General features: G+C 56.0%; 8 protein-coding genes. 3 read left to right on the forward strand and 5 right to left on the reverse strand.

The genetic code is table 11. The features are described from left to right. Positions 1–78 precede the first annotated feature (78 nt). The 3 genes from RBB42_RS25850 (at position 79) to RBB42_RS25860 (ending at position 2,398) form a co-directional block, all read left to right on the forward strand. A complete protein-coding gene (locus RBB42_RS25850) occupies positions 79–351 on the forward strand; it encodes a WGR domain-containing protein (protein ID WP_306043893.1) in 273 nt (90 codons plus the stop codon). A gap of 188 nt (positions 352–539) precedes the next feature. After that, complete coding sequence (locus RBB42_RS25855; protein WP_306043894.1) at positions 540–1,715, forward strand: nucleoside triphosphate pyrophosphohydrolase family protein; 1,176 nt, start codon at positions 540–542, stop codon at positions 1,713–1,715. Then, the gene (locus RBB42_RS25860) at positions 1,712–2,398 is read left to right on the forward strand and encodes a uracil-DNA glycosylase (RefSeq protein WP_306043895.1); all 687 of its coding nucleotides are present in this window, start codon (positions 1,712–1,714) and stop codon (positions 2,396–2,398) included. The genes RBB42_RS25855 and RBB42_RS25860 overlap by 4 nt, the downstream gene beginning before the upstream one ends. Here RBB42_RS25860 and RBB42_RS25865 read toward each other — a convergent pair. The 5 genes from RBB42_RS25865 to RBB42_RS25885 are packed head-to-tail and all read right to left on the reverse strand — an operon-like array spanning position 2,395 to position 5,541. Next, a complete protein-coding gene (locus RBB42_RS25865; protein WP_306043896.1) occupies positions 2,395–3,171 on the reverse strand; it encodes a hypothetical protein in 777 nt (258 codons plus the stop codon). The genes RBB42_RS25860 and RBB42_RS25865 overlap by 4 nt on opposite strands. Continuing rightward, on the reverse strand, positions 3,143–3,826 hold the full coding sequence (locus tag RBB42_RS25870; protein ID WP_306043897.1) for a C1 family peptidase: 684 nt from the start codon (positions 3,824–3,826) through the stop codon (positions 3,143–3,145). The genes RBB42_RS25865 and RBB42_RS25870 overlap by 29 nt, the downstream gene beginning before the upstream one ends. Beyond that, on the reverse strand, positions 3,827–4,840 hold the full coding sequence (locus RBB42_RS25875) for an ImmA/IrrE family metallo-endopeptidase (RefSeq protein ID WP_306043898.1): 1,014 nt from the start codon (positions 4,838–4,840) through the stop codon (positions 3,827–3,829). A 3-nt stretch (positions 4,841–4,843) separates the two neighbouring features. Further along, positions 4,844–5,218: a helix-turn-helix domain-containing protein gene (locus RBB42_RS25880; protein ID WP_007803310.1), complete on the reverse strand. Its 375-nt coding sequence runs from the start codon at positions 5,216–5,218 to the stop codon at positions 4,844–4,846. Then, complete coding sequence (locus RBB42_RS25885; RefSeq protein ID WP_306043899.1) at positions 5,215–5,541, reverse strand: hypothetical protein; 327 nt, start codon at positions 5,539–5,541, stop codon at positions 5,215–5,217. Before RBB42_RS25885 ends, RBB42_RS25880 begins: the two co-directional genes overlap by 4 nt. Positions 5,542–6,175: the final 634 nt, after the last annotated feature.

The raw sequence follows: 6,175 nt of genomic DNA on the forward strand, positions 1-6,175 counted from the left end.
GACTTCAATCCGGGACAGAACATTGTGGAAACACGGACTTACACTTGGTATTGTTGCGGCAGACAAGGTGACCGCAAGATGTTCGATGAACCCCAGCAAATGGAGGTGTTCCCGACGACAGTCGATCTCAAGCGGATCGACCCGTCTCTCAACATGCGGCGTTTCTATCGAATGAGCGTTCAGCCCGATCTTTTCGGCGGCGTGAGCCTGGTACGGGAATGGGGTCGGATCGGTTACCGTGGCCAGATGCTGGTCGAGCAGCATGAGGACGAGGGCATGGCGGTGAACGCTCTGATGAAGCTGTCGGCGACGAAGAAGCGGCGTGGGTACCAGTCGTCATCCAAGATGTGATCCGCGCACCAGAAGACTACTTTCTTGATTGCTCCAGCCCTTGCCGACCGGTGTGCCTAGCTTCGGTTCTTGGAAAGTCCGATGAGCGCGAAGTCACTTTTTCTTGCCGGACTGACCGCAATCGAATCAAATGACAGGTACAAGATATAGATGGCCCCGCATTCAGCCATCACACATTTGGAGGGCGGATGTCAGACGATTTCATTTCATTGTCAGTGCAGGAATTCTCAACGGATGCGCTTGCGACGGACCTTCGGCGGGACGCGGATTCCCTCAACTTCCCTTTGCTTGGCCTCTTTGGAGAGGTCGGGAGCCTTCTCTCTGAAGTGAAGAAGAAGCAGAGAGACCCGATCTCCTATCGCGCCTACGCGGCTGCGGTTACAGAGGAACTCGGCGACGTACTTTGGTACTTCAACCTAGTTGCTGCTAGGGCAGAAATCTCGTTCGCCGATATTGTCACCAACCTTGCCAGCGATAGCGAGGACTGGCTATCCGCAACGGGAGAGCCGCTCACCTTTGAGGCTTTGCAGCCGTCTGTACTGACCGCTGGACAGTCACCGTCACCGGCTTTCGAAGCAACCCTCATCGAGTTGGCGGCTGCAACCGGGCTTCTTATGGCCGATCAATCGAACAACGAGCTCCAAAGGGATCGCCGACGTCTCGGACCCCGACTTGTCGCGATTCTCGAGATACTCATTCGCGCGGCCAATGAAGCGGGCGTCACACTGGAAGCTGCGGCCATCAAGAATCGAGCAAAGACGACAGACCGATGGCCCATCCAGAAGGCATACCCACCCTTCTTCGATGCGGACTTGCCCCCGGAAGAACAGCTGCCCAGAAACCTCAAGATCAACATCTTTGAACGGGAGGTTGGTGGCAAACGCTACGTCTTCCAGACCTGCAACGGCCTCAACATCGGGGATCGACTGACGGACAACGCTATGACACCGGATGACTACAGGTTCCATGATGTCTTCCATTATGCCTACGTCGCTATCCTTGGCTGGTCGCCGGTCACTCGTTCCCTTTTTCGGTTGAAACGCAAGAGTCGGCCAAAGATCGACGAGGCCCAAGACGGAGCCCGCGCCGCATTGATCGAGGAGGGGATCGCGGTTTGGATTTTCGGACAGGCCATGGAGATGGATTTCTTTCAAGACCTGAGGGCCGGGGAGTTGCCGTTCGACCTATTGAAGCAGGTCAGACAGTTCGTTCGCGGCTACGAAGCCGAGAACTGTCCGACCTGGCTGTGGGAAGAGGCCATCCTGCAAGGATACGCAGCATTTCGCTATCTGCGCGAACATCGCCGTGGAACTGTTATCCTAGATGCCGTAGAGCGGCGGCTAAACATCGAGCCGTTGACATGAACACTCCAGAATCCTTTGTCGAAGAACTTGCCGCTGTAGATTTGGTGAACACCTTTAATCCGTACAGCGACATCTGCCCCATTCACGATACCGTCGATGCTGCGCGCGCTCGACGCGAGAACCTGAAGCGGTGTCTTGAGGCCGCGATGAATGCCCGTGCTGATACTATCTGGATAGCAAGGGACCTCGGGTACCGGGGGGGACGGCGTACCGGAGTACCCTTGACCGACGAAGCACATCTCACGGAAGCTGAACATCTGTTTGGCGGAATAACCCTTGCTCGGGCCACGACAGGACCGGCACTTGCCGAACGTACGGCGACAGTCACTTGGCAGCTTCTCTCGTCAATTGGCAGGCCAGTAATGCTGTGGAATGTGTTTCCGCTTCACCCGCACGCGCCAGATGATCCCATGACCAACCGCTCACATCGCAAAACGGAGCGTTCGGCAACCTGGCCATTTCTGTTGGCACTCCTGGAGATGCTTCAACCTAAACGCTTGGTGGCAATTGGGCGTGATGCGGGAGAAGCTCTAGCAGATTTGGACCTACCTGTATCTCAGGTCCGCCATCCGAGCTACGGTGGGCAAAGAGAGTTCACTGCTGGCATCGAGGCAATATACAATCTCTCAAGTTCGGCCCGGCGACCGGAAACGGCAACTCTGCCTTTCGCTGAGTTTGCCTAGGTATTGGCTGCAGACAGACCATCAATCTCGTCAAGGAGTGCTCGAAGCTCGCCACGTGTTGTAGTCCCCCCGCATGTTGATCGTGGCAGGTCGATTGTCGCATGTGACGACAGAACGGTCAGGGATCCAATATTGAGTCCGGCTTCAGTGGCCACAAACGACATCAACTGGCCGAGACCAATCAAGTTTCCGAGTAGCTTTTCGACATAGTAGTGGTTCCGGTAGATCGCTGTGAGTGTGAGCGTCTCCGGATTCCCTGCCAACAGTTTGAAGCTGAGAAAACTGAGGCACTGTCCGCCGTAAGGGGAACGATCAACGTCGCGAGCAGGATCGAAAAGAGCAAGCTCAAATTTGTTCCTTGCCCTGACCGCCGGGTCCCTCATACGCGTGACGACGTCCCAAAGCGGATTGCCGGCCGGGGCGCCGGGCCAATCGACCATCCGCTCGAAATAATATCCTGACCATCTTTCGTTGCGTCGTACCGTAGGCAGAACTCGGTCGCGAAACCGGTCGAAGAATTCCGGGGCACCATATCTGTGATAGAGCGCCTCCGGAAAAATCGTGTTGGCGATGGTCCGGACGGATTTGTCGTGCCGTAGCAAGAATTCATTGACGGCATTGACGCTCGCGTCGCTCAACTTTGCCCCGGCGGTCGGGTCATCAACTGACATCAGGACGTTGTGCGCCTCGTGTCCGGGTTCTCTATCAACGCAACGGACCGCTTCGCGCCAAGTTCTTACACAATCAGGCTGTGGCGGAATGGCCAGATACATCGCATTCGTCCGTCAATATTGCCAAGGCATACATGTGCTTAGCCAGAAAATCCTCAGTTAGCCAAGCATACCCGCTCAAACCCCAGGTTGGTCCCCAGCTATTTCGCACCAGAATGACACGTTTCGTCGCCGCTTTCCCATAGCCGACCGCGACAACGGCATGTCGCGGCGCTGGAAAAACCTCGTCACCGGTGATTTGGTCGATGACTCCATCCGATGGCGGATTAAAGAAACTTCTCGTCAGGACTGAAAGAACAATAGCAGGGACGTTGGAATCCAACGCATCGCAAACTCGATCGACTTCGTGGCTGGTCTTCTGACTTTCGCGCCCAAATAAACTTCCGACGGATGATGGGGGGCGATAGTGCCTAAGGTCCGTGGGCAAACGCGGAATGTACGGCCATCCACTTTCCGATGGCTGGCCGGTATCTCGAAGCGCGGCCAGCATGTCGTCTAGAAATGCTCCCTTATTTGGCGAGCGCCCGGTACGTTTTTGTGCGTGATAGAAGGCGAATTCACATGACAGAGGATCCCAGCCGCAGCGCAATGCAGCATGGGCGTCGCTGGCGGCAAACGCCAAGCAAGTTGGTCGCGTACCTTGATCCCTGACGGGACCAAATTTCGCCCGTAAATCTACGTTTATCGTCACAATCACTCAAGCGGCCTCCAGGAGTCTTCGCCGCTCAGCACGTGAAAGGCCTTCACCTTCGGGACCTGTCAGGTCGAGGTCCAACTCTAGCCTGGAGAAACTCTGATTGTGATCCCAGGGCCGTGTTTCATCCAACACAAGGCGACCTCGGTACTCTTCCGGAGGCCTAGCCGTGACGCGTCGTATTCCAGGATCACCGACGCTATCCGTTTCGAGCGCTTCGATTTCATTACTGACGATGGCGAATCCGCTCTCCTGCAGTTGGTGGATGTTCCAGAGGTATCCTCCATTGCTGTGCTCGGTGAGCTTGAGAACGAATAGATCGTTACGACTGCCATCAATCAGCGCTCCAGCGTCGCGTTCGGTAAGTAGCCATACATCGCCACGATAGTTTGTCGGTCGATGATCAGCGAGAAGAGCTTCTTTCAACGCCTTCGGCTTTGTCTGCAAAAGCTCGCGGGCCTGCTTCGCAGCAATCATCCTGTACCGAACTAGGGTCCAGCACAACGCCTCGTAGCTCACCCCAAGTCGCAGACTGAACTGGTAAATCACGTTTGCGCGTCGAAAGTCTGGCACAGTCCAATTCTGCCGCCTCATATGTAGGGCGAGCAGCCATTTGGGCATGAGAAACGCGACTGCGAAAGCGTCGGCTTCGACTTCTTGATAGTCGTGGCCCGGATCGAAATTGGCTGGCATTCGACGGAGGATACTTGCTTCATCGTCGAGGCTGGGTTGATGGTTCAGAAGACAATGGCCCAGCTCATGTGCGGCCGTAAATCGCTGGATACTCATGGGGCGCTGAGTGGTGACGAGAATCCCTTGCGATGGGGCATTAAGATATGCTCCGAGCAAGCCGTCGAGCGGCCGTAGGAGCAAAGGCACGTCAAGTTCATTGATGAGAGCAAAAACGTTGACTGAACCGCCTGACGTTTCGAGCCGCTCTCGCACGCCTAGTTGCCGGTGTGCGCGAGCCGCCGCAGCTGCTCCGCCGCGAACTGCCTGCGAATAATTGGAAACCACTGGCTACTCCTGGGTTGCGGCCGAGCGGGCGCGCAAGTACTCGGCAAATCGCCCCAGTTCATCCCGGTCTTGCCGAGACAAGTCTGCGGCTTGTCGTGCAAGGTGCGCTACATCTACCGGCAAACTCCCAGCTGCATCGTCTTCTCCGATGAAATACGCGACCGGTTGTCGATACAGCTTCGCGAGCCGGTTCAACTCCAGAGCCTCGACACGGCGGTTTCCGGCCTCGATCTCAGACAACGCGGTTCGCTGGATCTTGAGGTACTGGGCCACCTCGTCTTGCTTTAGACCCAAATACCGACGTGCTTCCCGCAGCCGCTCCCCCATCTCCTGCCGAGCTTCTTGGTCATCGTCGTTGGTCCGCTTGGCGACGCTCATGCTGACACTCCATTCTTCTTCTTCCACTGCTGTTCCAGCCGCGGGATTAAGTGATCCAATGCGTCTTGCACCGAGTTGTATCCGCCAGTGCGTACCGTCGCATCCGCCGGCGTAAAGCCAAGCACTGGTTCGACCGCGCACAGGAGCTCCACAACTACGAGAGAATCCATCGGTACAGGTGCGACTGCCGCCACCCCAGATGATGCGGGCAGTACAATTCCGTGCATGCTGGCTTCAGCCTCCGCCGCGAGCAAGAGCTCGTCACGAAGCACAAGTTCCAGATCCTGCTTCGGAAACAGTTTCGTCTTGGTGGTCGTTTGCATCGTTCGTGTCCGAATAGATGTCTTTCTCTCAATATAATGTCGGAAAATCCAACATGCAAGACCGTTCACCATTCGCTTTCGGGCAGGCTGGAGTCGCCCCGAGCTTTTCCGGGATGCGACCAAAGGGGTATCTGTGCTGCGGAAACAAAGATTTGCCGGACAAGCACCGGTTGTGATGAAGTGTGTCGGGCGCGTTCCCAAGCTCACCAACGTGAGCTCAAGTCTCGGGTAATGTTACATAAAACGTGTGTGGATGCCCCGGTTACTGTGAGTGATTTCAAAGCTTTGGAACAACTGATCGGGTGCAGTCATGTGTCCGGCCTCTGAAGTGCCGCGACATGGCGGCGGGCCCTTATGGAGATGCGAGGCGCGGTTCCAAATCAGATTAACGGGCTTGAGAGCCACCGTTTTATCCTGGGTTTTCCGCTGCCGATCTCATGATCGTCGTGTTCCGTAACTTGTCTTCGTCCTCTCAGTCCTGCCGGTATCCGGGCTGCGCGGTTAAGCGGCAGCCTGAATCTTGTAGTCTTCTCTCGAAGTCAGCATCGCCCACAAACAGAGGTGGTCGCGAGATTTCGGACCAGTTGCTATGCTGTAGCGACTGACGAAGGAACGACCCAGATGACGAAGCGGA

Origin of the sequence: Mameliella sp. MMSF_3455, from assembly GCF_030733205.1 — a bacterium.
Classification (GTDB): Bacteria; Pseudomonadota; Alphaproteobacteria; order Rhodobacterales; family Rhodobacteraceae; genus Antarctobacter.